A 21,562-nucleotide genomic window follows, 5' to 3' on the forward strand; every position below is an offset into this window, starting at 1 on the left:
GTCGTACGTACGTCCCCGTACTCGGTCCCGTACCGTGTCCGGGGACGTACGCGCGTATGACGGTGGAGCGGGAGGCGGACAGATGGCCGTGAAGGACCGGGACCGGTTCTCCACCGCGACCAGGATCCGGCTGCTCGGTGAGCAGACCGCGGCCCGGGTCTACCGTTCCCAGACCAAGCGCCAGGCCCGCCGCTCGCGGCTGACCGGCCGCGCCGCGCTGCTCGCCCTGGTGATGTGCTCGCTGATCGTGGCCCTGGCCTACCCGATGCGGGAGTACGTCTCGCAGCGTGCCGAGATCGAGGACCTCCAGCGCGAACAGCGGCAGGCCCGCGAGCGCGTCGAACGGCTGCGCGACCTGAAGGCGCGCTGGCAGGACGACGCGTACGCCGAGCAGCAGATCCGGCGGCGGTTGCACTACGTCATGCCGGGGGAGACGGGCTTCATCGTCGTCGACCCGCACGCGGCGAAGCAGTCGCGCACCGACCTGGGGACGGCCGACCGCCCCTGGTACTCGAACGTCTGGGACGGGGTCGACAAGGCCGACGCCTCCGGCCGGTGACCCGCGTCCCGCTCAGTGACCTGAACCCAGAGAAAGACAGCCTGAAGACAGTCATGGAAACGCCCCCGCCGACCACTCCGCGCACCGAGCCCACCGACGCCGACGTCGAGGCCTTCAAGCAGCAGCTCGGTCGGCCCCCGCGCGGTCTGCGCGCGATCGCGCACCGCTGCCCGTGCGGGCAGCCCGACGTCGTCGAGACGGCCCCGCGGCTGCCGGACGGCACGCCGTTCCCCACGCTGTACTACCTGACGTGCCCGAAGGCGAACTCGGCGATCGGCACGCTGGAGGCCAACGGCGTGATGAAGGAGATGACCGAGCGGCTGGCCTCGGACCCGGAGCTGGCGGCCGCCTACCGGGCCGCGCACGAGGACTACATCCGGCGGCGCGACGAGATCGAGGAGCTGAAGAACTTCCCGAGCGCGGGCGGCATGCCGGACCGGGTGAAGTGCCTGCACGTCCTGGTGGCCCACTCGCTGGCCGCGGGGCCGGGCGTGAACCCGCTGGGCGACGAGGCGCTGGCCATGCTGCCGCAGTGGTGGCGCAAGGGCGCCTGTGTGACGACCGCCGAGGAGGACGCCCAGTGACCCGTGTCGCCGCCGTGGACTGCGGTACGAACTCCATCCGGCTCCTGGTCGCCGACGCCGACCCCGCCACCGGTGAGCTCGTCGACCTGGACCGCCGGATGACGATCGTGCGGCTCGGGCAGGGTGTCGACCGCACCGGCCGGCTCGCCCCCGAGGCGCTCCAGCGGACCTTCGCGGCCTGCCGCGAGTACGCCGGGATCATCAAGGAGCACGGGGCGGAGCGGCTGCGGTTCGTGGCGACGTCCGCCTCCCGGGACGCCGAGAACCGGGACGAGTTCGTGCGAGGCGTGCTGGACATCCTGGGCGTCGAGCCCGAGGTGATCTCCGGGGACCAGGAGGCCGCGTTCTCCTTCACCGGCGCCACCAAGGAGCTCGCCGGGGGCGACCACCTCCCGAAGCCCTACCTGGTCGTGGACATCGGCGGCGGCTCGACCGAGTTCGTCGTGGGCGACGACCGGGTCCGGGCGGCCCGCTCGGTGGACATCGGCTGCGTCCGCATGACCGAGCGGCACCTGGTCCGGGACGGGGTGGTGAGCGACCCGCCGGCCGCGGAGCAGATCGCGGCCATGCGGGCCGACATCGAGGCCGCGCTCGACCTCGCCGAGCAGACGGTTCCGCTGCGCGAGGCGCGCACGCTGGTGGGCCTCGCCGGCTCCGTGACGACCGTGTCGGCGATCGCGCAGGAACTGCCGGAGTACGACTCCGAGGCCATCCACCACTCCCGTGTCTCCCACGACCGGGTCCGCGAGATCACCGAGTGGCTGCTGCGCTCCACCCACGCCGAGCGCGCGGCCGTGCCCTCCATGCACCCGGGCCGGGTCGACGTGATCGGGGCGGGTGCCCTCGTGCTCCTGGCGATCATGGAGCGGATCGGTGCGCGGGAGGTCGTCGTGAGCGAGCACGACATCCTCGACGGCATCGGCTGGTCCTTGGCCTGACCGCCTACAGGTTGCGGTACACGTCCCGCCGGTCGCCTACCTTGACGACGAGGATGACGAGCTCACCATCGTTGATCTGGTAGGCGACCCTGTAGCTGCCGACCCTGAGCCGGTAGAGCCCGGACGGGCCGGTGAGCTTCTTGACATCGGCGTCCTCGCGGTACGGATCGTCGCCGAGCGCGGTCAAGGCGGTCAGGATGCGCATGGCATCGTGCCGGCTGATGGCCCGCAGCTGCCGCTGTGCAGCAGTAGTGAACCGGAAGGCGTACTTCACGCGGCGCCTTCACCGCGCTCGCTGAACAGGTCCGCCAGCAGCTCGGCCATGGCAACGGTGGGCCCGCCGTCGGCCAGAACCGCTTCCGCCTCCCGGGCCAGCATCACGTCGGCCGCCTCCTCCAGCGCTTCGAAGTCGGCGATCGGCACGACCGCGGCTACCGGGGCGCCGTTGCGCGTTATAACGGTCGGAGTGCCTTCCTCGGCGCGGTTGATGTGTTCCGCGAGGTGTGCGCGTGCTTCCCTGACGGTCACGGTGTTATCGGCCATGAAAGAAGTGTACGCATTTCCGTGTACACCAGCCAGGTGTGGACGTCGTCGCGTACGGGAGGCGCGTTCATGGGAAATCCTCGACGGCATCGCGTGGTCGGTCGCGTAGCCCGCTTCTGAGCAGGCATGGATCACGAATGAGCGCGATTAGGAGGTCCCGCGGGACCCCCGGACGGCAGCCCGTCGAGAAAGTTCGTGAAGTTCTTCACAAGGAATTCGGCCCTCCCGGGCGACGAGAGGGGTCCCGTTGACCCGTCCGGGGGCTGAACAGCCCTTTGAACATGTTCAGAAGCATGGTATGGAGGGGTCCGGCGGGCGACTCGAAGGGGCTCCCGGGGAGTGCCTCACGGAGGCTCCTCCGGCACAGAGAGGCAGCTCACGCGGCATTGACAACGCTCCGGTGTGCACAAAGGAGCCCGGTTGTCACCATGACGTGGATCACGTGGGTCGCGGAGGATAACACACACCCCACCCGAGCTTGTGAAGGGGCGCACGAGCCACCCCCCTGAGACGGGTGGATACTCGATGGCATGAGCACCACGGAGCGTCCCAGGATCCTCGTAGTAGGCGGTGGGTACGTAGGCCTGTACGCAGCTCGGCGCATCCAGAAGAAGATGCGCTACGGCGAGGCGACCGTCACGGTCGTCGACCCCCGGTCGTACATGACCTACCAGCCCTTCCTCCCCGAAGCCGCCGCCGGCAACATCTCCCCGCGCCCGTCGTCCCGCTGCGACGCGTGCTGCCCAAGGCGGAGGTTCTCACCGGCCGGGTCACCACCATCGACCAGGACCGCAAGGTCGCCACGGTCTCCCCGCTGGTCGGCGAGGCCTACGAGCTGCCCTTCGACTACCTGGTGATCGCGCTCGGCGCGGTCTCCCGTACCTTCCCGATCCCCGGGCTCGCGGAGCAGGGCATCGGCATGAAGGGCGTCGAGGAGGCCATCGGCCTGCGCAACCACGTCCTCGAGCAGCTCGACAAGGCCGACTCCACCACCGACGAGGAGATCCGCCGCAAGGCGCTCACCTTCGTCTTCGTGGGCGGCGGGTTCGCCGGTGCGGAGACCATCGGCGAGGTCGAGGACATGGCCCGGGACGCCGCGAAGTACTACAAGAACGTGTCCCGTGAGGACATGCGCTTCATCCTGGTCGACGCCGCCGACAAGATCCTCCCCGAGGTCGGCCCCAAGCTCGGCAAGTACGGCAAGGAGCACCTCGAGGGCCGCGGCGTCGAGGTCTACCTGTCCACCTCCATGGACTCCTGCGTCGACGGCCACGTGGTGCTGAAGAACGGCCTCGAGGTCGACTCCAGCACCATCGTCTGGACCGCCGGCGTCAAGCCCAACCCGGCCCTGGCCCGCTACGGCCTGCCGCTGGGCCCCCGCGGTCACGTCGACTGCGAGCCGACCCTCCAGGTCAAGGGCACCGACTACATCTGGGCCGCCGGCGACAACGCCCAGGTTCCGGACCTCGTCGGCCGCAAGGCGGGCAACGAGAACGCCTGGTGCCCGCCGAACGCCCAGCACGCGCTGCGCCAGGCCCGGGTCCTCGGTGACAACGTGGTGTCCGGCATGCGGGGCTTCCCGCAGAAGGACTACTCGCACGCCAACAAGGGCGCGGTGGCCGGTCTCGGCCTCCACAAGGGCGTCGCGATGATCGTCATGGGCAAGATGAAGATCAAGCTCAAGGGCCGTCTCGCCTGGTACATGCACCGCGGCTACCACGGTCTGGCGATGCCGACCTGGAACCGCAAGATCCGCGTCTTCGCCGACTGGACCCTCGGCATGTTCCTCAAGCGCGAGGTCGTCTCGCTCGGCGCCATCGAGACGCCGCGCGAGGAGTTCTACGAGGCCGCCAAGCCGGCCCCGGTCGCCGCCGCGCCGAAGGAGAAGACCGAGGAGAAGGCCAAGGCCTCCTGACCTCCGGTCGGTCATCTGCCTGACGAAGGGCCTCCCGCCATCCGTGGTGCGGGAGGCCCTTCGGCGTGTTTTGCCCAGTCATGACGCGTGCCGGGGACTGCGCCGGACCCCCGCAGGTGTTTACGTGGTGTCGGACATTCCGGGATTCCCGTCACGGAGGTGTACACCATGGCAGACGCCGCGCCGCGGCTGCAGGGCCTCTTCACACAGTTGCTGGGAGCACCGCTCCCGGTGCGCATCCGCGCCTGGGACGGTTCGCAGTCCGGCCCGCCGGGCGCGCCGACCCTGGTCGTACGCAACCGCCGCGCGCTGCGCCGCCTGCTGTGGAAGCCGGGCGAACTGGGCCTGGCCCGCGCCTGGGTGGCGGGCGACCTCGACATCGAGGGCGACCTCTACACGACCCTCGATCTGCTGGCCGGACTCATCTGGGAGCGCGGCGACGACGCCCGCACCCTCGCCCAGGCCCTGCGCGACCCCGAGGTCCGCGCCGCCGTCCGCGGACTGTTCAAGCTGGCCGGCCCCCCGCTGCCGCCCGCCCCGCCCCGCGAGGAGACCCGCAGCCCCCGCCGCCACCTGCACACCAAGCGCACCGACCGACGCGCCATCAGCCACCACTACGACGTCGGCAACGACTTCTACGAGATCGTCCTCGGTCCGTCCATGGTGTACTCCTGCGCCTACTGGCCCACGCCGGACAGCACCCTCGAACAGGCCCAGCGGGACAAGCTCGAACTCGTCTGCCGCAAGCTCGGCCTGAGACCCGGCCTGCGGCTGCTCGATGTCGGCTGCGGCTGGGGCTCGATGGCCATCCACGCGGCCCGCGAGCACGGTGTGAGCGTCGTCGGCGTCACGCTCTCCCAGGAGCAGGCCGCCTACGCCCGCAAGCGCGTCGCCGACGAGGGCCTCACCGACAGGATCGAGATCCGCGTCCAGGACTACCGCGACGTCCGCGACGGGCCCTACGACGCGATCTCCTCCATCGGCATGGCCGAACACGTCGGTGCCGAGCAGTACCTGGAGTACGCCGCCGCCCTGTACGACCTGCTCAAGCCCGGCGGGCGGCTTCTGAACCACCAGATCGCCCGCCGCCCGCAGCGGGAGGAGACGACGTACAGCGTCGACGCCTTCATCGACTCCTACGTCTTCCCCGACGGTGAGCTCCAGCCGATCGGCAGCACCGTGGCCCAGCTGGAGCGCGCCGGGTTCGAGGTGCGCGACGTCGAGGCGATCCGCGAGCACTACGCCCTGACCCTGCGCCGGTGGGTCGACCGCCTGGAGGCCGACTGGCAGCATGCCGTCCGGCTGGCCGGCCCCGGCCGCGCCCGCGTCTGGCGCCTCTACATGGCGGCGTCCGCCCTCGCCTTCGAACACAACCGCATCGGCGTCAACCAGGTCCTCGCCGTGCGGACCCCGGAATCGGGCACCTCCGGGATGCCGTTGCGGGCCCGCACCTGGGGTGCGCCCGCCCGGGACTGACCGGGGCACGACCGGAAGGGCCGGGCTCCCCGTCACGGGGAACCCGGCCCTTCGGCGTACCGCGGAGCGACGCGGTCACTCCGCCTTGATCGCGTTCAGCATGTTCAGCCGCGCGGCGTTGCGGGCCGGCCACAGCGCGGCCAGGACGCCGACCAGACCGGCCAGCACCAGGAAGATCCCGATCCGGTCCCAGGGCAGGACCAGCGTGTACCCCGGGATCTGGTCCGCGAAGGTCTCGCCGATCGCCCAGCCGAGGAACGCCCCGAGACCGATGCCGACCACCGCGCCGAACACCGAGATGACGACGGCCTCCAGTCGGACCATCCGCTTCACCCGGCGCCGGTCCAGGCCGATGGCGCGGAGCATGCCGATCTCCTGCTGCCGTTCGAAGACCGACATCGCGAGGGTGTTGACCACGCCCAGCACCGCGATGATCAAAGCCATCGCCAGCAGGCCGTACATGATGTTCAGCAGGGTGTTGATGGCGCCGCCGAACTCGTTGCGGATGTCCTGCCGGTCCATCATGGTGATCGCGGGGTTGTCCCCCAGCGCGTCGACGAGGACCTTCTCGTTCGCCGCGGTCTGGCCGCCGTCGACCTTCACGAAGACCTGCCGGATGGACGGCTTCGTCTCGTGCCGGTCCACGATCTTCCGGTCGATGAGGACGGGGGAGAGGAACTCGCTGTCCTTGTAGACGGCGCCGACCGTCAGCTTGGCCTTCTTGTCGTCGCCGAAGGTGACGGCGACGGTGTCGCCGGTCTTCCAGCCCCTGCTCTTCGCCGTCTTCTCGGCGACCGCGATCCGGCCGTCGGCGAGCGAGTCCGCGCTGCCGCTGACGACGTCGACGGTCAGGACCTTCTCGATGTCGCCCGGGGTGACCGCCGAGGCGGACACGAAGTCGTCGCCGTCGACCTGGAAGTAGGCGTCCTGCTGCGGCGAGACCGCGGACACGCCCTCGGCCTTCTCCAGCGCCGTCAGCGCGGACCGGTCGAGGTCACCGCCGTTGGCCATCGAGACCATGTAGTCGGCCTTGATGTTGTCGGTGGTCATCTTGTCGATGGCCGTGCCGACCGTGATGCCGAGCACCGACAGGCCGGTCACCAGCGTCAGCCCGATGGCCAGCGCCGAGGCGGTGGCGCCGGTGCGGCGCGGGTTGCGGACCGCGTTCTGGCCGGCCAGCTTGCCCGCCACCCCGAAGGGGCCGACGAGCAACGGACGGACGAGTGCGATCACGGGCCGCGACAGCAGCGGGATCAGGATGATGACGCCGATCAGCGCGAGGAAGGCACCCGCCCCGATGTACATGCGGCCGTCGTCGCCGCCGGTCGAGGCACCCGCCACGATCCCCACCGCACCGAGGGCGGTGACGACCGCACCGATGGAGTTGCGCAGGACCAGCGACTTGGTGGTGGCCACCGCGTGGACACTGTTCATGGCCGCCACCGGCGGGATCTTCGCGGCGCGGCGGCCGGGCAGCCAGGCGGCGAACGTCGTGATCAGCACGCCCACCGAGAGAGCCGCGATCACGGGAGTGGCGGACAGGATCAGCGGACCGTCCGGCATCTTCATGTCGAACGCGGCCATTCCGGAGCGGAGTCCGACGGCCAGGCCGATGCCGAGGCCGAAGCCGACGGCCGAGGCGACCAGACCCACCAGCGCGGCCTCGGCGAGCACCGAGCGGGTGATCTGCCTGCGGGACGCGCCGACGGCGCGCATCAGGGCGATCTCCTTGGTGCGCTGGGCGACCAGCATCGTGAACGTGTTGGAGATCAGGAAGATCCCGACGAAGAGCGCGATGCCCGCGAAGCCGAGCAGGACCTGCTTGAGGTTCCCCATGCCCTGCTCGATCTGCTCGGCCTGCTCGTCGGCGAGCGCCTGGCCGGTCTGCGCCTCGGCGGTGTCGGGCAGCAGCGGCTTGACGGCGTTCAGGATCCTCGCGTCGTCGGCGCCGGGGGTGGCGGTGACGGTGACGCTGTCGAAGTAGCCCGGCTTGAGGTACTGCTTCTGGGCGACGGCGGTGTCGAAGAGGACCAGGCTGCCGCCGGCGTTGACCGCACCGTCCTCGGTGGTGAACACCCCGCTGAGGGTGTACTCCCTCACCGGGCCGTTGGTCGCGACGCGCACCCGGTCGCCGACCTTGTACTCGCCCTTGGCGGCGGACTCCTTGTCCAGGGCGATCTGGTCGTCCTTCACCGGGCCGGAGCCGTCGGTGAACGTGTAGGCGGCGTCCTTGCCGTCCTTGCCGGGGGCGAAGTTGGAGCCCTTGTTGGACCAGCCGACGCCGATCAGCTTCCCGTCGGGGTCGGCGACCCCGGCGAAGCCCTCGACGCGGCCGTACACCCCTGCGACGCCGTCCACGGCCGAGATCCTGTCGAGGACCTTGCCGGACAGGCCCGGCTCCTCCTCGGAGTTGTCCGGGTCGGTGTACGAGGAGACGGCGACGGCGACGTCGTCGTAGCTCTTCGCCGACTGGTTGCGGAAGGCGTTGGAGAGGGTGTCGGCGAAGACCAGGGTGCCGGAGACGAACGCGACGCCGAGCATCACGGCGAGCACAGTCATCAGGAGCCGGGCCTTGTGTGCGAGCACATTGCGCAAGGCGGTACGGAACATGGGTTCTTCTTCTCAGTCCTGTCGGTCCTGACGGGGGATCAGCTGGTGCGGCCCTTGGCGTCGAACGCCTTCATGCGGTCGAGCACGGAGTCGGCCGTCGGCCCGTGCATCTCGTCGACGATCCGGCCGTCCGCCAGGAAGATCACCCGGTCCGCGTAGGCCGCGGCCACCGGGTCGTGCGTCACCATCACCACCGTCTGGCCCAGCTCCCGCACGGAGTTGCGCAGGAAGCCCAGCACCTCGGCGCCGGAGCGCGAGTCGAGGTTTCCGGTGGGCTCGTCCCCGAAGATGATCTCGGGCCGGGAGGCCAGCGCCCGGGCCACGGCGACGCGCTGCTGCTGACCGCCGGACAGCTGGGACGGCCGGTGGCCGAGCCGGTCCGCCAGGCCGACCATCCGGATGACGGAGTCCAGCCACTGCTTGTCCGGCTTGCGGCCCGCGATGTCCATCGGGAGGGTGATGTTCTCCAGGGCGGTCAGGGTGGGCAGCAGGTTGAACGCCTGGAAGATGAAGCCGATCTTGTCCCGGCGCAGCTTGGTCAGCTGCTTGTCCTTCAGCGAGCCGAGTTCGGTGTCACCGATGCGCACCGACCCGGAGGAGAAGGAGTCGAGGCCGGCCACGCAGTGCATCAGGGTGGACTTGCCGGAGCCGGAGGGGCCCATGATCGCGGTGAACTCGGCCTGCCGGAAGTCGACGGAGACGCGGTCCAGGGCGACCACCTGGGTCTCACCCTGCCCGTAGATCTTCGAGAGATCCGTGGCGCGCGCGGCCGCGGTGGTGGCCCGGTCGGTGAGGGAAGCGGTGGTCACGGGATGGCTCTCCTGTCGGACGGCTGTGTACGGGAAGGACGTGTTCCATCGTCCGGGTCCCACGGCGCCGTGTAGTCACCCGTTGTTCCGGTTCCGAAGGCCGACTCGGGTCTGACCGGGGCGGGCGGTGTCATACCTGGGGATGACGAACACCCCTGAGGGGCCCCGCTGTCGGGAACCGATGCGTCCGGGTGTCGAGAACAGGTGGAGTGCCCTTGTTCGGGCGGTGAAATTCCGTCATTCCGCATGCGCGGCCGACGGGCGCACGGAAGGCTACTGGCAAGTGCGGATGGCGCGTTCCGTGGGCTGATGCACCCTCAGACGTCAATAAAATAAGACAACATCGGTCCACGCTTCCGCTGTTCGGGGGACCCGTCCGGATAGTCTCGGAACCTCGATGCGGAGCCCACGGCCTGCCCGGATGGTGGAATGCAGACACGGCGAGCTTAAACCTCGCTGCCCCTTCGCGGGCGTGCCGGTTCGAGTCCGGCTCCGGGCACCTTCCGATCCCTGCGTGGTCCATTGAAGAGTTCACGGCGTGCCCGTTGACAGCGGCCGTATGCCGTCGGAGACTCACACGCACATGGTGAAAGAAATTTCACCTGACGAACGGGATGAGAAGAGGTCGTCCGATGCGCACCACCGTCGGCATCATCGGAGCGGGCCCCGCCGGCCTCCTCCTCGCCCGGCTGCTCCACAACGCCGGCATCGACGCGGTCGTCCTGGAGAGCCGCGACCGCTCCTACGTCGAACGGCGCCAGCGCGCCGGGATCCTGGAACAGGGCACGGTGGACGTGCTGCGCGCGGCCGGCGCCGGGGAGCGCATGGACCGCGAGGGGCTGCGCCACGACGGCATCGAACTGCGCTTCGACCGCAGGCGCCACCGCGTGGACTTCCCCGGCCTCACCGGCGGTCGGTCCGTGACCGTCTACGCCCAGACCGAGGTGTGCAAGGACCTCATCGCCCTCCAGCTCCAAGGCGGCGGCCCCCTGCTCTTCGAGGCGGAGGCGCTGGCCGTGGAGGACGCCGACACCGACGCCCCGCGGATCCGCTTCCGGCACGAGGGCCGCGAGGACGTCCTGGAGTGCGCCTACGTCGTCGGCTGCGACGGCTTCTGGGGCGTGGCCCGCAAGGCGGTCCCGGCCGGACTCGCCCACGTCTTCGAACGGACGTACCCCTTCGGCTGGCTGGGCATCCTCGCCGACGTGCCGCCCTCGCACGACGAGCTCGTCTACGCCCGCCACGACCGGGGTTTCGCCCTGCTCTCCATGAGGTCCCCGGCCGTCTCCCGCCTCTACCTCCAGGTGCCCGACGGCACGGACGCCGGGACGTGGAGCGACGAGGAGATCTGGGATGAGCTGGAGCGCCGGTTCGAGACAGACGACGACTGGCGCCTGGAACGCGGCCCGATCACCCAGAAGTCGGTCACGCCCATGCGCTCCTACGTCCACGAGCCCATGCGCCACGGCCGCCTCTTCCTCGCCGGTGACGCGGCACACATCGTCCCCCCGACCGGGGCCAAGGGCCTGAACCTCGCCGTCGGCGACGTGGTGACCTTCGCGCGGGCCCTGACGCACCGGCAGGAGACCGGCTCGCCGGAGCTGCTCGACGCCTACTCAGCGACCTGCCTGCGCCGCGTCTGGCAGGCCGAGCGGTTCTCCTACGACATGACGGCCCTTCTGCACACCGCGCCCGGCGCCACGGCCTTCGAGGGCCGGCTCCAGCTCGCCCGGCTGGACCGGATCGCCTCGTCCCGCGCTGCCGAGACGGACCTGGCCGAGGCCTACACGGGCTTCCCGTTCGGGTGAGCCGGGAGTGACCCCCTGCGGTGAGGGGAATCACGAAGCCGCGTAGCGTGTTGGCCAGCACGACGAGGGAAAGATCCTCCCCAAGCAGTAGGGTCATTCCTTTGCCTACCTATTACTCTTGAGCCAAGGCCACGGCGAGTGGCCATGGAGGAGTGAAATGAGGAGCAGAAACCCGGTCTTCTCGCGACGGGGGTTCAGCCGCGACAACGGCTACGCGGGCTTCAACACCGCGCCGCAGGCCGGGGGTCCCGCTGTCGCCACCCAGGGCAACCCGTACGCGCAGCCGACGGGCGACCAGTACGCGCAGAACCCTTACGCGCAGAACCCTTACGCCCAGCAGGACCTGCAGTACGGCGCGCCGCCGCAGGCACCGGCCACCACCGGCCGGATGACCATCGACGACGTCGTCCTGCGCACGGCGAGCACGCTCGGCGTGCTCATCCTCACCGCGGCGCTCTCCTGGGCCCTGCTGCCGATCGACGACGCCAACATCAGCCGTAGCTACGGCATCGGTATCGGCGCCGCGTTGATCGGCATGGTCCTGGCGTTCGTGCAGTCGTTCAAGCGCAAGGCCTCGCCCGCGCTGATCCTGACGTACGCCGCGTTCGAGGGTGTCTTCCTCGGCGTCGTCTCCAACATCGTCGACAACCGCATCGCCGACGGTGCGGCCATGCAGGCCGTGATCGGCACGATGGCGGTCTTCACCGGTGTGCTGATCGCCTACAAGGCCGGCTGGATCCGCGTCAACCGACGCTTCTACGGCTTCGTGATGGCGGCCGCGCTCGGCTTCATCCTGCTGATGACCGTGAACCTGCTGTTCGCGGTGTTCGGCGGCGGTGACGGCCTCGGCTTCCGCAGCGGGCCCCTCGGCATCATCTTCGGCGTCATCGGCATCATCCTCGGTGCCTGCTTCCTCGCCCTGGACTTCAAGCAGGTCGAGGACGGCGTCGCCTATGGTGCCCCGCGCGAGGAGGCCTGGCTCGCGGCCTTCGGCCTCACGCTGACGCTGGTGTGGATCTACATGGAGTTCCTGAGGCTCATCTCGATCCTCAACAGCAGCGACTAGTTCCGGCAGTCGTAGCGCGAAGGGCCCCGGCTTCGGCCGGGGCCCTTCGTCGTCGGGAGGACGGTGTGCGCGCCTAGCGGAGTTTGCGCGCGGCCCGCCTCAGGTCGTACTCGTGGATGATCGCCTTGGCGTGGCCGTACGCCAGGTTGTGTTCGTGCCGGAGCCAGCTGACCTTTTCCTCGAAGCGGAAGAGCGCGGGGCCGTCTTCGACGGTGCGCAACCAGTCGGAGATCTCACGACCGGTGCAGTGCGGGATGCGGGCGAGCATGTTGCGGTGGGTCTCTTCGGAGAAGACTTGGGACATCGGCGCCTCCGGACGCTGGGATGTAAGCCGGTCCTTCAGGTCACCGTGCCTGAGTGTTCGCCCGTTGGCAACAGTCCCGGTGGGACGCGTACGCTCGCGGCGTGGTTGATACGACGCCTCTGACCCGTGCGGTGGAGCACTTCGCCGATCGATTGAGGGCCGCGCCCCAGAGCCGGTTGCAGCGCGGAGCTGCCGCCGAGGCTCTGGAGCTGGCCAGGGAGTTGGCCCGGAGGGCGCAGGTACTCGAGGGCGTGGAGCCCCGGGAGATGCCGGATGCGGGGATGTTTGCAGCGGCAGATCAGATCACCGTCGCCGGGAACGATCTGGCGGTCGTGGTCCCCGGCGAAGCCGACGTCGACGAAGCCGTGACGTTGGTGGAGGAGGCGCAGAAGCGGGCGGGGGTCTAGCGGGGGCGCTCCCTACAGGGACGCGATGACCCGGTCCGCCAGGATGTACACGTTCTCCTCGCCGCATTCGAACGTGAGGGTGTAGGCGCCCGAGATGCCGGAGCCGCCCAGCAGGACCGGGGTCCGGCCGGCGCGCAGGGCCGCGGAGAGGTGCTCCGCCGTCTCGCGGTGGCCCGGCGTCATGCACAGGGTCGTGCCGTCGGCGAAGACGTAGACGTCCAGGGTGCCCAGCGGGCCGGGGCGCACGTCCGTCAGCTCGATGCGGGAGGAGGCGAGCTCCTCCAGGGTGGCGACGGTGCGCTCGTGGTCGTTCACGACCGGCGACTGGGTCGGCACGAAGTCCGGGTGCGAGGGGTGGCGGCGGCGGGCCGCGGCCAGTTCCGGGGACTCGCCGGCCGGCTCCTCGGTGTCCGTGCCGGGCTCGGACACCGGCTCCAGACCCGCGAAATCGGCCTGGCGGGGCAGGAACAGGTCGACCTCGGGCAGGCCCAGCAGGGAGGGCGCGTCGGAGGCGTCACGGGCCTCCTGGGCGGCCCAGAACGCCCGCGCCTCGGCCAGCTCCCGCTCCCGCTCCTCGGCGAGCGCCGCCGCCACGGCGGCACGTATCTCATCGGTGTCGGCAGCGGTACGGGCGGCGGGCAGCAGCGCACGGGTGGTGGAGGCGCGGCTCTCGGCCAGCGCGGTGTGCAGGGCCGCGACCTGTCGGCGCAGCTGCAGGACGGTGCGCAGGACGGCGACGCCCACGGCGCCCGTGGCGGCCGTGGTGACCAGCAACGCGATCGGCATGGCGCTCACTGACGTACTCCCGGTTCAAAGTCGACCCCCGACTTCCTACATCAGCTTGAAGGGCGGACTAACCCGCTGTCAGTGCGTAACGTCACGAAACGGACAGGGCTTCGGTGTCGGGGGAGGGGGTGCGGCTGCTGTGACCTGGGGTTCTCCCCTGGCGGAGGGAGATAGGTCACATCCTGGGGGAGATTGGATCACAAAACAGCCCAGAACCCTGGAGTTTCCAGGGTTCTGGGCTCAAGGCTCACAGCGGGTGCTATGGCGGCTACGGTGCGCCGCTCAGCTGAGGCGCTCGATGACCATGGCCATGCCCTGGCCGCCGCCGACGCACATCGTCTCCAGACCGAACTGCTTGTCATGGAACTGGAGGGAATTGATGAGCGTGGTGGTGATGCGGGCGCCGGTCATGCCGAAGGGGTGGCCGACGGCGATGGCACCGCCGTTGACGTTCAGCTTCTCCAGCGGGATGCCCAGGTCTCGGTAGGAGGGGATCACCTGGGCGGCGAACGCCTCGTTGATCTCGACCAGGTCGATGTCGCCGATGCCCAGCCCGGCGCGCCGCAGGGCCTGCTTGCTCGCCTCGACCGGGCCGAGTCCCATGATCTCGGGCGAGAGGCCGGAGACGCCGGTCGACACGATCCGGGCGAGCGGGGTGAGGCCGAGCTCACGGGCCTTGGTGTCGGACATGATCACCAGGGCCGCGGCGCCGTCGTTCAGCGGGCAGCAGTTGGCGGCCGTGACCATGCCGTCGGGGCGGAAGACCGGCTTGAGGCCCTGCACGCCCTCCAGGGTGACGCCGGCGCGGGGGCCGTCGTCCTTGGAGACGACCGTGCCGTCGGGGAGGGTGACCGGGGTGATCTCGCGCTCCCAGAAGCCGTTCTTGATGGCTTCCTCGGCGAGGTTCTGCGAGCGGACGCCGAACTCGTCCATGTCCTGGCGGGTGACGCCCTTGGTGCGGGCCAGGTTCTCGGCGGTCTGGCCCATCGCGATGTACGGGTCGGGCAGCAGGCCGTCCTCGCGCGGGTCGTGCCAGGTCGAGCCCTCGGACTGGGCGGTGGCCTCGGTCCGGGCCTCGGCGTCGGCGAAGAGCGGGTTGTGCGTGTCGGGCAGGCCGTCGGAGCTGCCCTTCGCGTAGCGGGAGACCGTCTCCACGCCGGCCGAGATGAAGACGTCCCCCTCGCCGGCCTTGATCGCGTGCAGGGCCATCCGGGAGGTCTGCAGGGAGGAGGAGCAGTACCGGGTGACGGTGCAGCCCGGCAGGTGGTCCATGCCCATCTGCACGGCCACGATGCGGCCGAGGTTGTGGCCCTGCTCGCCGCCGGGCAGGCCGCAGCCGAGCATCAGGTCGTCGATGTCCTTCGGGTCCAGCTCGGGGACCTTGGCCAGGGCGGCCTGGACGATCGTGGCGGTCAGGTCGTCCGGGCGGAGATCCTTGAGGGAGCCCTTGACGGCGCGGCCGATGGGGGAGCGGGCGGCTGAGACGATCACGGCTTCGGGCATCACGGCTCCATTGACGTACCGGGTGGTCTGCTTGGGCTGTCTGGGAAGTTACCCGTACGTATGGGCTGGGTCACGGGTGTCGCGGTGTGACCCTGGCCGCAGTTTCCAAGCGCTTGCTTTGCTTCCTCCTCGCCGGGGCTCGCTCCGCGGTGCTCCTCAGCTCGAAGGACTGGCGGGGGCCGGTTCCTGCTCGGGTACCCGCCGACGCCGCCGGCGCTTCAGCAGGGCCCATGGTCCGCGCGGCCCGCTGGGCATCGCCGCCGCGACCTCCGTGCCCGCCTCCGAGGCGGCCTCCGCCGCCGCCCGCGCCACCGGCAGGAAGCCCTCGCGGCGGGAGGCGTCCGGGCGCTCCTCCTCGGCGGGCCACAGGCCCAGGGAGGCGCAGACGCTCGGCAGGACCGCCATCGCAGCCGTCGCGTAGCCCTCGGCGGAGGGGTGGTAGCTGTCCGGGCCGAACAGCTCGCGCGGATTCTCGGCGAACTCGGGGCCCAGCAGGTCGCCCAGCGACACCGTGCGGCCGCCCTGTTCGACGACTCCGATCGTCTGGGCGGCCGCCAGCTGGCGTGACGCCCGCCGGGCCAGCCAGCGCAAAGGCTGCCGCACCGGCTCGATCGTGCCGAGGTCGGGGCAGGTGCCGACCACGACCTCCGCACCGGCCGTGCGCAGCCGCCGGACCGCCGAGGCGAGATGGCGGACCGAGCGGGTCGGGGGCATGCGGTGGGTGACGTCGTTCGCCCCGACCATGATCACGCAGATGTCGGGCACGGGGTCGGGATCGGCCAGCACCAGCGCCACCTGGCGGTCCAGGTCGTCCGAGCACGCCCCGGGAGTCGCCACCGTGCGCAGCTCCACCGGCCGCTCGGCCAGCGCCGCGAGCCCCGACGCCAGCAGCGCTCCCGGTGTCTGCCCGCCCCGGTGTACGCCCTGGCCCGCGGCCGTGGAGTCGCCCAGCATGGTCAGCCTCAGCGGTGCCACGGCCGGACCGGCGTACGTACGGCCGTACAGCCCGTCCGCGTGCGGCACATGAGGAGACGTGCCGTTGCCCACCCGGCGCCGCGCCAACTGCACCTCGGCCAGCACCAGCCCGACCGCCGCCGCCCCGGCCAGCCCGACCCCGCCGCCGCCGTACGCCGCGCCGGCGGCGATCCGCCGGGCCACCCTCGCCCTCGACATGCTCGTCATGCGTCGCTGCCACCTCCTCGAACCCGTACACCCAGTGCTTGCCCCGTACAGCCCGTCGCCCAATCTCAACAGGGAGTGAACGACCGTCACGGACCACGACAAGGTCATAGGCTGGCGGCACCACTCAGACCACTTCTGCGGCATCCGGAGACAACGGTGCAGTTCCACGACTCGATGATCAGCCTCGTCGGCAACACCCCGCTGGTGAAGCTCAACAGCGTGACCAAGGGCATCAGGGCGACCGTCCTGGCCAAGGTGGAGTACTTCAATCCCGGCGGCTCGGTGAAGGACCGCATCGCCCTGCGCATGATCGAGGCGGCCGAGGAGAGCGGCGCTCTCAAGCCCGGCGGCACGATCGTCGAGCCGACCAGCGGCAACACCGGCGTCGGGCTCGCCATCGTGGCGCAGCAGAAGGGGTACAAGTGCATCTTCGTGTGCCCCGACAAGGTGAGCACCGACAAGATCAACGTGCTGCGCGCGTACGGCGCCGAGGTCGTGGTGTGCCCGACCGCCGTGGACCCCGAGCACCCGGACTCGTACTACAACGTCTCCGACCGGCTGGTCCGTGAGACGCCGGGGGCCTGGAAGCCCGACCAGTACTCCAACCCCAACAACCCGCTCTCCCACTACCACTCGACCGGCCCCGAGCTGTGGGAGCAGACGGAGGGGAAGCTCACCCACTTCGTGGCGGGCGTGGGCACCGGCGGCACCATCTCCGGAACCGGCCGCTACCTGAAGGAGATCAGCGGCGGCTCGGTGAAGGTCGTCGGCGCGGACCCCGAGGGCTCCGTCTACTCCGGCGGCTCCGGCCGGCCCTACCTCGTCGAGGGCGTCGGTGAGGACTTCTGGCCGACCGCCTACGACCGGACCGTCGCGGACGAGATCGTCGCCGTGTCCGACAAGGACTCGTTCCAGATGACCCGCCGCCTCGCCAAGGAGGAGGGCCTGCTCGTCGGCGGCTCCTGCGGCATGGCCGTCGTGGCCGCGCTGGAGGTCGCCGAGCGGCTCGGGCCGGACGACGTCGTGGTGGTCCTGCTGCCGGACAGCGGCCGCGGCTACCTCAGCAAGATCTTCAACGATGAGTGGATGGCCGACTACGGCTTCCTGGAGGACACCGGCCCCAGCGCCCGCGTGGCCGACGTCCTGAACGACAAGGAGGGCGACCGCATGCCCTCCCTCGTCCACATGCACCCGGAGGAGACCGTCGGACAGGCCATCGACGTGCTGCGCGAGTACGGCGTCTCGCAGATGCCGGTCGTCAAGCCGGGCGCCGGCCACCCGGACGTGATGGCGGCCGAGGTCGTCGGCTCGGTCGTGGAACGCGAGCTGCTGGACGCGCTGTTCAGCAAGAGCGCTTCGCTCGAGGACCCGCTGGAGAAGCACATGTCCGGCCCGCTTCCCCAGGTCGGCTCCGGCGAACCGCTCGCGGACCTGATGGCCGTGCTGGGCAAGGCGGACGCGGCGATCGTCCTCGTCGAGGGCAAGCCGACCGGTGTGGTCAGCCGGCAGGACCTGCTGTCCTTCCTCGCCCGCACGGGGAAGTGACGCCCAACCTCCGGTGAACCGCCCGTGTACCGGGTGAACTTGCGGCGTCCGTGATCTCCGCGGACTTCGCGGAACCGGTACGTGGGTGTCACGTTCGCGCAGCACCCGCTTAACACGTGTCCTGCACATTGGTGGATGTCGGCAGGGCGGGAGCGGCTCCCCGCCCGAACCGGCGCCGAACGGCGTCACAGGACCTCCGGAGCGGCTCCCGGACCTCCATGGACGCCTTGGACGCGCACGCCCGGCCTGACCGGGCCCGCGTCCTTCGCGGGGACCGCCGTCGTCCCGCCCCCCGTTCACGGGGGTGCGGCGGTCCCCGCGCATCTCCTCACGTGACGTCAGCCCGTGTGGCTCGTCGCCCAGCTCCCCAGCAGCGCCAGGCGCTCCGCCGTCTCCGAGCCCGGTTCGGGCGTGTACACCACGATCGTCTGGTCCGGCGCCGCCGGGACCGTGAGGGTCTCGTAGGGGAGGGTCAGCAGGCCCGCGACCGGGTGCCGCAGGAGTTTCACGCCGTGGTCGCAGGGCTTGACCAGGTGGTCCCCCCACAGCCGGCGGAACTCCTCGCTGGCCCGGGCGAGTTCGGCGACGAGTTCCCCCGTGGCGGGGTCGCCGGGATGGTGGCCCGCCTGCAGGCGCAGATGCGACACCATCTGGGCGGTCACCTCGGCCCAGTCCGGGTAGAGCTCCCGCGAGACGGGGTCGAGGAAGAGGCGGCGCGGCAGGCTGAGGTCGCCCGTGCCGCTGAAGCCGAGCACGGCGTCGGCGAGGGGGTTCCAGGCCAGGACGTCCATGCGGTGGTCCAGGACATATGCGGGATTGCGGTCCATGCCGTCCAGGAGCAGCTGCACACCCGGGCGCACCCGGGGAGTGGCCGGCCCGTGCCCGTCCTGCCGGCGCGGCCGGGCGACCGCCCGCAGATACGCGTGCTCGGCCTCGTCCAGCCGCAGCATCCGGGCGATCGCGTCCAGCACGGCGTCCGAGACACCCCCGGACCTGGTCCGGGAGGGAGCCCCGGGCCCCCTGCCCTGTTCGAGGCGGACGTAGTAGTCGACGCTCACCCCGGCCAGCTGCGCGACCTCCTCGCGGCGCAGGCCCGGGACGCGACGGCGGCCGTACGACGGCAGCCCCACCTCCTCCGGCTGGATGCGGGCACGGCGCGAGCGCAGGAAGTCTCCCAGTTCTCCGTCCATGGGCCCGAGCCTAGGCCGCCCGGGCCCGCCGAACCTGGTACTGGCAGACCCAGGAAGAGCACAGCCCTGGGTAGGGCTGCCGCGGCGGCCGAGGGTGGTGTCCGAGGCCGGGGAGACGCCCCGGCCGACACCGAAGGGGAACCCCATGTCGTACGACAGCCTGGCCGGCCGTACCGCCGTCGTCACCGGAGCCGCGAGCGGGATCGGCGAGGCCGTCGCCGTGCTGCTGGCCGCCGAGGGCGCCCGGGTGGCGCTGGTCGCCCGGCGCGCGGAACGGCTGACCGCCATCGCCGGGAAGATCAGGGCCGACGGCGGCCAGGCCCTGGCCGTCGCCGCGGACGTCACCGACGAGACGTCCGTCGCGGACGCCGCCGCGCGCATCCACGCGGAGTACGGGACCGTCGACCTGGTCGTGAACTGCGCCGGCGTCATGCTGCCTCACCCCGTCGACGCCCGGCGCGCCGACGAGTGGCAGCGGATGCTCGACACCAACGTGACCGGGGTGCTGCGGATGATCGGCGCCTTCACCGGCGACCTGGTGAGCGCCGCCGCCGACGGCCGTACGGCCGACATCGTGAACATCTCGTCCATCGCCGCGCACCTCAGCTTCCCGAACTACGCCGTCTACGGCGCGACCAAGGCGGCCGTCACCTATCTGTCGGAAGCCCTGCGCGGGGAGTTCGGACCCCGGGACGTCCGGGTCACCAACATCGAGCCCGGGTTCGTGGAGAGCGAGCTGCGCACCCACATCTCCGACGCGGACCTGTCCCGGCAGGTCGAGGGCATGCTCGACGAGGTGGGCGCCCTGTCCGCGGAGGAGCTGGCCGACCTGGTGGCCTACGCGACGAGCCGGCCGCACCACGTCAATCTGCGGCAGATCGTCGCGCTGCCGACGCGGCAGGTCTGACCGGCGTGCGCGCTCAGTCCTCCCAGCCACCGTCCTGGGAGGACGAGCGGCGGCGGCCGAACAGGTTCGGGTTGGTGCGGAGCGCCTGGACGACGTTGACGCCGACGATGCCCGCCCAGGCGACGAGCAGCCCGGGCAGACGGGCCACGCCCCCGCCGATCGCGGACAGCGGCACGGCGAGGACCAGGGAGACGATGGCGAAGCCGAACCGCTCGCCCCAGGAGTCCGTGACCCTCGGCGACCGGGAGTCCCGGGCCGTCTGCATCTGCTGCTCCGCGAGCTGCCGCCGCACCCGGCGCTCCACCGCGCCGTCGATCCGCTGGTCGACCTTCTCCAGGAACGATTCGACCAGCGCCGGTTCGTACTCCTCGCCCAGATCCCTGCGTGCGTGCAGGGTGGCGTCGAGTTCCCTCTTGAGGTCGGCGTCCCGCGCGTCCATTCCCGTCATGCCGTCCACGGTAGAAAGCGCCGCCACCCGCCGCACTGGGGTTAGCCCCCCTGTTCCGCGGGGGGGTTTGCGGTCGTACCGCCGAGGGCCGCCCGTGGAAATGAGAGTTGACAAGGCGTCTGAACACCCAGACCGTCAAAATGGTCGACGGGATCCCGCCCGTCGCCGGACGGCCCGGCCGACCGCGACGGCACCCCGAGGCCGTACCGGGGAACACGGCCCGCAGTTCAAGCGGTGCGCCGGGCGCTGCGCCGCCGCCGATGGCGTAGACGTCGGCCGCTGTGGTGATCACGTGCAACGGAGTGCCCTTCCCGCCGCAGATCAGTGGTGCTTGCTGCCCGCCTTCCGGCGGTCTGCCGACGACGAGCCGGTAGACCGCTTCTTCTTCTTGCGGTACCTGCGCCGCACGGGGCCCGCCTGTCTCCGAGCAGAACCACGGTTGACGTGTCTGTCTCTCTGTCTGCCTGGCGTTCCGGGCGGTAGCTTGGTGGAGAGGGCCCCTGAAGAAGGGCGATTCGATGCCGTGGTTCGCGTGGCTGCTCGCTGCTGCGGCGCTGGGTGCCGCGGAGTTTTTCACCCTGACCCTTGTCTTCGGGCTGCTGGCGGGCGCCGCGCTGGTCGCCGCCGTGGTCGCCGGCGTCGGCATCGGCCTGTCCGGCCAGCTCCTGGCCCTGGTGGCAGCGGCGGCGGCGGGCCTCGTCCTCGTCCGTCCCGTCGCGCTGCGGCACATGGAACAGCAGCCCCTCATCCGCGACGGCAGCGACGCGCTGATCGGCAAGCGGGCCGAGGTCATGCAGGAAGTCACCGCGACCCGTGGCCTGATCAAACTCTCCGGCGAGGAATGGTCCGCCCGCGCCCTCGACGAGAGCCATGTGATCCCGGTGGGAGCGCTGGTCGACGTCATGGAGATCGAAGGCGCCACCGCCATCGTCTATCCCCGCGAGCTCCTTCCCTGAACGGCTGAACACGCAGCAACGGAGGC

General features: G+C 70.6%; 20 protein-coding genes, 1 tRNA gene and 1 pseudogene. 12 read left to right on the plus strand and 10 right to left on the minus strand.

All coding sequences use genetic code 11. The features are described from left to right. Nucleotides 1–82 precede the first annotated feature (82 nt). The 3 genes from BJ965_RS22945 to BJ965_RS22955 are packed head-to-tail and all read left to right on the plus strand — an operon-like array spanning nucleotide 83 to nucleotide 2,081. Nucleotides 83–559: an FtsB family cell division protein gene (locus tag BJ965_RS22945; RefSeq protein ID WP_184910384.1), complete on the plus strand. Its 477-nt coding sequence runs from the start codon at nucleotides 83–85 to the stop codon at nucleotides 557–559. Nucleotides 560–612: 53 nt separating this feature from the next. Next, on the plus strand, nucleotides 613–1,143 hold the full coding sequence (locus BJ965_RS22950) for a DUF501 domain-containing protein (protein ID WP_031102805.1): 531 nt from the start codon (nucleotides 613–615) through the stop codon (nucleotides 1,141–1,143). After that, the gene (locus BJ965_RS22955) at nucleotides 1,140–2,081 is read left to right on the plus strand and encodes a Ppx/GppA phosphatase family protein (protein WP_184910385.1); all 942 of its coding nucleotides are present in this window, start codon (nucleotides 1,140–1,142) and stop codon (nucleotides 2,079–2,081) included. The genes BJ965_RS22950 and BJ965_RS22955 overlap by 4 nt, the downstream gene beginning before the upstream one ends. Nucleotides 2,082–2,085: 4 nt before the next feature. On the opposite strand, the gene BJ965_RS22960 is transcribed toward BJ965_RS22955, so the two are convergent. Together BJ965_RS22960 and BJ965_RS22965 are read right to left on the minus strand one after the other, a co-directional pair. Next, a complete protein-coding gene (locus BJ965_RS22960; protein WP_184910386.1) occupies nucleotides 2,086–2,355 on the minus strand; it encodes a type II toxin-antitoxin system RelE family toxin in 270 nt (89 codons plus the stop codon). After that, nucleotides 2,352–2,624, minus strand: a complete 273-nt coding sequence (locus BJ965_RS22965) for a type II toxin-antitoxin system Phd/YefM family antitoxin (protein WP_184910387.1) — start codon at nucleotides 2,622–2,624, stop codon at nucleotides 2,352–2,354. Before BJ965_RS22965 ends, BJ965_RS22960 begins: the two co-directional genes overlap by 4 nt. 530 nt (nucleotides 2,625–3,154) lie before the next feature. Between BJ965_RS22965 and BJ965_RS22970 the strand changes: the two are divergent. Together BJ965_RS22970 and BJ965_RS22975 are read left to right on the plus strand one after the other, a co-directional pair. After that, nucleotides 3,155–4,539: pseudogene (locus tag BJ965_RS22970) on the plus strand (NAD(P)/FAD-dependent oxidoreductase). A 168-nt stretch (nucleotides 4,540–4,707) separates the two neighbouring features. After that, nucleotides 4,708–6,015 carry an SAM-dependent methyltransferase gene (locus BJ965_RS22975; RefSeq protein ID WP_184910388.1) on the plus strand — a complete coding sequence of 436 codons (1,308 nt, stop codon included), beginning with the start codon at nucleotides 4,708–4,710 and terminating at the stop codon, nucleotides 6,013–6,015. Between the two features lie 75 nt (nucleotides 6,016–6,090). Here BJ965_RS22975 and BJ965_RS22980 read toward each other — a convergent pair whose 3' ends face one another. Both BJ965_RS22980 and BJ965_RS22985 read right to left on the minus strand, forming a co-directional pair. Continuing rightward, a complete protein-coding gene (locus tag BJ965_RS22980; protein ID WP_184910389.1) occupies nucleotides 6,091–8,625 on the minus strand; it encodes an ABC transporter permease in 2,535 nt (844 codons plus the stop codon). A gap of 38 nt (nucleotides 8,626–8,663) precedes the next feature. Further along, nucleotides 8,664–9,434: an ABC transporter ATP-binding protein gene (locus BJ965_RS22985; protein WP_030844800.1), complete on the minus strand. Its 771-nt coding sequence runs from the start codon at nucleotides 9,432–9,434 to the stop codon at nucleotides 8,664–8,666. A gap of 415 nt (nucleotides 9,435–9,849) precedes the next feature. On the opposite strand from BJ965_RS22985, the gene BJ965_RS22990 reads away from it, so the two are divergent. The 3 genes from BJ965_RS22990 to BJ965_RS23000 all read left to right on the plus strand — a co-directional run bounded on the left by BJ965_RS22990 (nucleotide 9,850) and on the right by BJ965_RS23000 (nucleotide 12,308). Next, a tRNA-Leu gene (locus BJ965_RS22990) sits at nucleotides 9,850–9,933 on the plus strand. A gap of 133 nt (nucleotides 9,934–10,066) precedes the next feature. Beyond that, the gene (locus tag BJ965_RS22995; RefSeq protein WP_184910390.1) at nucleotides 10,067–11,242 is read left to right on the plus strand and encodes a 4-hydroxybenzoate 3-monooxygenase; all 1,176 of its coding nucleotides are present in this window, start codon (nucleotides 10,067–10,069) and stop codon (nucleotides 11,240–11,242) included. A gap of 157 nt (nucleotides 11,243–11,399) precedes the next feature. Further along, complete coding sequence (locus BJ965_RS23000; protein ID WP_184910391.1) at nucleotides 11,400–12,308, plus strand: Bax inhibitor-1/YccA family protein; 909 nt, start codon at nucleotides 11,400–11,402, stop codon at nucleotides 12,306–12,308. 73 nt (nucleotides 12,309–12,381) lie between these two features. Here the strand turns inward: BJ965_RS23000 and BJ965_RS23005 are convergent, their stop codons facing one another. Continuing rightward, a complete protein-coding gene (locus BJ965_RS23005) occupies nucleotides 12,382–12,612 on the minus strand; it encodes a DUF4287 domain-containing protein (protein WP_030844794.1) in 231 nt (76 codons plus the stop codon). A gap of 101 nt (nucleotides 12,613–12,713) precedes the next feature. Between BJ965_RS23005 and BJ965_RS23010 the strand changes: the two genes are divergently transcribed. Beyond that, on the plus strand, nucleotides 12,714–13,019 hold the full coding sequence (locus tag BJ965_RS23010) for a hypothetical protein (protein WP_184910392.1): 306 nt from the start codon (nucleotides 12,714–12,716) through the stop codon (nucleotides 13,017–13,019). A 12-nt stretch (nucleotides 13,020–13,031) separates the two neighbouring features. Here the strand turns inward: BJ965_RS23010 and BJ965_RS23015 are convergent, their stop codons facing one another. The 3 genes from BJ965_RS23015 to BJ965_RS23025 form a co-directional block, all read right to left on the minus strand. Next, on the minus strand, nucleotides 13,032–13,814 hold the full coding sequence (locus BJ965_RS23015) for a hypothetical protein (protein WP_184910393.1): 783 nt from the start codon (nucleotides 13,812–13,814) through the stop codon (nucleotides 13,032–13,034). A gap of 273 nt (nucleotides 13,815–14,087) precedes the next feature. Beyond that, nucleotides 14,088–15,308 carry an acetyl-CoA C-acetyltransferase gene (locus BJ965_RS23020; RefSeq protein WP_184910394.1) on the minus strand — a complete coding sequence of 407 codons (1,221 nt, stop codon included), beginning with the start codon at nucleotides 15,306–15,308 and terminating at the stop codon, nucleotides 14,088–14,090. Between the two features lie 156 nt (nucleotides 15,309–15,464). Beyond that, a complete protein-coding gene (locus BJ965_RS23025; RefSeq protein ID WP_184910395.1) occupies nucleotides 15,465–16,490 on the minus strand; it encodes an SGNH/GDSL hydrolase family protein in 1,026 nt (341 codons plus the stop codon). A 156-nt stretch (nucleotides 16,491–16,646) separates the two neighbouring features. On the opposite strand from BJ965_RS23025, the gene BJ965_RS23030 reads away from it, so the two are divergent. Next, nucleotides 16,647–18,035, plus strand: coding sequence for a cystathionine beta-synthase (locus tag BJ965_RS23030; RefSeq protein WP_184910396.1), 1,389 nt, complete (start codon nucleotides 16,647–16,649; stop codon nucleotides 18,033–18,035). 338 nt (nucleotides 18,036–18,373) lie between these two features. Here the strand turns inward: BJ965_RS23030 and BJ965_RS23035 are convergent, their stop codons facing one another. Then, complete coding sequence (locus BJ965_RS23035; RefSeq protein ID WP_184910397.1) at nucleotides 18,374–19,225, minus strand: helix-turn-helix transcriptional regulator; 852 nt, start codon at nucleotides 19,223–19,225, stop codon at nucleotides 18,374–18,376. Nucleotides 19,226–19,370: 145 nt separating this feature from the next. Here BJ965_RS23035 and BJ965_RS23040 point away from each other — a divergent pair, with 145 nt between their 5' ends. Further along, the gene (locus tag BJ965_RS23040) at nucleotides 19,371–20,132 is read left to right on the plus strand and encodes an SDR family oxidoreductase (protein ID WP_184910398.1); all 762 of its coding nucleotides are present in this window, start codon (nucleotides 19,371–19,373) and stop codon (nucleotides 20,130–20,132) included. A gap of 13 nt (nucleotides 20,133–20,145) precedes the next feature. Here the strand turns inward: BJ965_RS23040 and BJ965_RS23045 are convergent, their stop codons facing one another. Further along, entirely contained in the window at nucleotides 20,146–20,571 is a 426-nt protein-coding gene (locus tag BJ965_RS23045) for a hypothetical protein (RefSeq protein WP_030844778.1), read from the minus strand. A gap of 527 nt (nucleotides 20,572–21,098) precedes the next feature. On the opposite strand from BJ965_RS23045, the gene BJ965_RS23050 reads away from it, so the two are divergent. Then, the gene (locus BJ965_RS23050; protein WP_184910399.1) at nucleotides 21,099–21,536 is read left to right on the plus strand and encodes an NfeD family protein; all 438 of its coding nucleotides are present in this window, start codon (nucleotides 21,099–21,101) and stop codon (nucleotides 21,534–21,536) included. The last annotated feature ends 26 nt before the right edge of the window (nucleotides 21,537–21,562 follow it).

Origin of the sequence: Streptomyces luteogriseus, assembly GCF_014205055.1 — a bacterium.
GTDB lineage: Bacteria > Actinomycetota > Actinomycetes > Streptomycetales > Streptomycetaceae > Streptomyces > Streptomyces luteogriseus.

Coding starts and splice junctions, on each gene's coding strand:
- BJ965_RS22945 (WP_184910384.1), top strand. CDS start 83: ATGGCCGTGAAGGACCGGGACCGGTTCTCCACCGCGACCAGGATCCGG.
- BJ965_RS22950 (WP_031102805.1), top strand. CDS start 613: ATGGAAACGCCCCCGCCGACCACTCCGCGCACCGAGCCCACCGACGCC.
- BJ965_RS22965 (WP_184910387.1), bottom strand. CDS start 2,624: ATGGCCGATAACACCGTGACCGTCAGGGAAGCACGCGCACACCTCGCG.
- BJ965_RS22975 (WP_184910388.1), top strand. CDS start 4,708: ATGGCAGACGCCGCGCCGCGGCTGCAGGGCCTCTTCACACAGTTGCTG.
- BJ965_RS22980 (WP_184910389.1), bottom strand. CDS start 8,625: ATGTTCCGTACCGCCTTGCGCAATGTGCTCGCACACAAGGCCCGGCTC.
- BJ965_RS22995 (WP_184910390.1), top strand. CDS start 10,067: ATGCGCACCACCGTCGGCATCATCGGAGCGGGCCCCGCCGGCCTCCTC.
- BJ965_RS23000 (WP_184910391.1), top strand. CDS start 11,400: ATGAGGAGCAGAAACCCGGTCTTCTCGCGACGGGGGTTCAGCCGCGAC.
- BJ965_RS23005 (WP_030844794.1), bottom strand. CDS start 12,612: ATGTCCCAAGTCTTCTCCGAAGAGACCCACCGCAACATGCTCGCCCGC.
- BJ965_RS23020 (WP_184910394.1), bottom strand. CDS start 15,308: ATGCCCGAAGCCGTGATCGTCTCAGCCGCCCGCTCCCCCATCGGCCGC.
- BJ965_RS23025 (WP_184910395.1), bottom strand. CDS start 16,490: ATGACGAGCATGTCGAGGGCGAGGGTGGCCCGGCGGATCGCCGCCGGC.
- BJ965_RS23035 (WP_184910397.1), bottom strand. CDS start 19,225: ATGGACGGAGAACTGGGAGACTTCCTGCGCTCGCGCCGTGCCCGCATC.
- BJ965_RS23040 (WP_184910398.1), top strand. CDS start 19,371: ATGTCGTACGACAGCCTGGCCGGCCGTACCGCCGTCGTCACCGGAGCC.
- BJ965_RS23045 (WP_030844778.1), bottom strand. CDS start 20,571: ATGGACGCGCGGGACGCCGACCTCAAGAGGGAACTCGACGCCACCCTG.
- BJ965_RS23050 (WP_184910399.1), top strand. CDS start 21,099: ATGCCGTGGTTCGCGTGGCTGCTCGCTGCTGCGGCGCTGGGTGCCGCG.